Source organism: Pseudomonas sp. 2VD (assembly GCF_005503585.1).
GTDB lineage: Bacteria > Pseudomonadota > Gammaproteobacteria > Pseudomonadales > Pseudomonadaceae > Pseudomonas > Pseudomonas aeruginosa.
On sequence record NZ_SCND01000608.1, the window covers coordinates 1 to 1,854 of the forward strand.

Sequence of the window (1,854 nt, forward strand, 5' to 3'; positions counted from 1 at the left end):
GGGTACGCAACTGGTGCTGGTCGGGACTGGCGCGCTCGTCCGCCTCGACCAGTTCCTCGACAGCATCGAGCTGGTCGGCTATCCCGCTGATCAGCGTGTCGACGCGATCGGTCAGGTAGTGCGCGAGGTAGTACACGACCTCGGATGCCGTCTTCGGCCCTTTCCCCGCCTCCAGGTCCTCGAGCAGATCGGCCACCGCCTTCAGCGGCCGCAGGCGCAGCGAGATCACCCGGCGCGCGTCGGCGAATACCCGCAGCGAAACCATGTCTTCCGGCTCCGCGCCCGGATTCAGGTTCACTCCACGGAGGAACACCAGCAGGCTTTCGGCCCCGAGATCGAGCAAACGGGGGCGAGTCGCCTCCTCCAGCAGCAGATCGCAGGCGAACTCGCTGAGCCCCGCGGAATCCCGCAGCCAGGCCTGCGCTTCCGGTACGCCGCGGTCCCAGTGCAGCCAAAGGCTCTCCTCCGGCAGCAGGTCGAGCACCGCTATCTGGTTGCGTCCGACACGGCGTCCGCCGCCGCGCCCGTTGAGGACGTAGCCATAGATCAAGCCGCGCTCGTCACCCGACTCGTACGCTTGCATTGCGCTTCCCTTGGTAAAACGACCATTTCGACAGTAAAAACACAAGTCCGGTACCAGTCAATTCATGGACTTGCGGCATAACCTTAAAGCCAGTCCTGAGACCCATATGCGCGCCTCGGGTTCATTCCAGCAAAAAGCCCCGGGACGCTGCCTGCGTCACCGGGGCCGGAACGGGTGTTAAAAAGCCCTATTCGGGCATCTTCAAGGCCTGCGGAGAAACGATGATGCCGTTGTTGTCGGCATACACGAACTCGCCGGGGCGGAAGGTGACGCCGCCGAAGGTCACGGCGACGTTCAGATCGCCGATGCCGCGCTTGTCGGTCTTCAGCGGATGACTGGCCAGGGCCTGGACGCCGAGGTCGGTCTGGGCGATCACGTCGACGTCACGGATGCAGCCATATACGACGATCCCTTCCCAGCCGTTCTTCGCCGCTTTCTCGGCCAGCATGTCGCCCAGCAGGGCGCGGCGCAGCGAACCACCGCCATCGACGACCAGGACCTTGCCCTTGCCGTCCTTGTCGACCTGCTCCTTGACCAGCGAATTGTCTTCGAAGCACTTGATGGTGACGATCTCGCCGCCGAAGGAGTCGCGGCCGCCGAAGTTGCTGAACATGGGTTCGACGACCTGGACCAGCTCAGGATAGGCATCGCACAGATCGGGAGTGACGTAATGCATGGGAAGCTCCTGTGGGTGAAGGGATCGGCTCGGGCAGCTCCGGAGGATCATCGGCCGCCCGCCCCGGCGGCGCCGGCGTGACCGGAGCCGCCATTTGCGTCACATGTTAGCCGCTGATTCCGGCTTCCGATACGTCTAGCGCCTCACTCCACGCGGATTCGTCGCCCGCCGGCGATCGCTGGCGCAGCCAGCGCTCCACCAAGGGCCAGACCTCTAGCTGGGCCGCCTTGCCGATCAGCATCTCGATATGCCCGTAGTCCTCGGCGTAGCCAGCCTCGCGTCCGAGCAACAGGTATTCGCGCTCGGACGAGGCGAACTGCTCGAACAACTTGCGACAGGCCCAGGACGGGTCCTGCCGGTCCCCAGCCCCGGCGACCGCCAATAGCGGCACGTCGACTGCGGCGAGCCCCTTCCACCAGTCGTTGCCCGGCTCGCCGAAGCGGCCGAACAGCCCATGCCAACGCAGGACCTCCAGCGCCACGCCGACCGGCTCGTCTTCCGGGCCCTGCCGCCAACGGCTTCCGGATAGCGCGTCGACGCGGCGCAGCAGCAGGCGCGCGAGGATGCCTGCCATGGGCAACCTGAACAGCCAGTG

2 protein-coding genes and 1 pseudogene are annotated in these 1,854 nt (G+C 65.5%); all 3 read right to left on the bottom strand.

All coding sequences use genetic code 11. The features are described 5' to 3' along the window. On the bottom strand, positions 1 to 583 hold a 583-nt coding region (locus FFS27_RS32355; protein WP_272483183.1), incomplete at its 3' end, for a CorA family divalent cation transporter. 187 nt (positions 584 to 770) lie between these two features. Next, a complete protein-coding gene (gene rraA, locus FFS27_RS32360) occupies positions 771 to 1,259 on the bottom strand; it encodes a ribonuclease E activity regulator RraA (protein ID WP_003087823.1) in 489 nt (162 codons plus the stop codon). A 106-nt stretch (positions 1,260 to 1,365) separates the two neighbouring features. Then, positions 1,366 to 1,854: pseudogene (locus tag FFS27_RS32365) on the bottom strand (alpha/beta fold hydrolase); the annotation flags it as partial.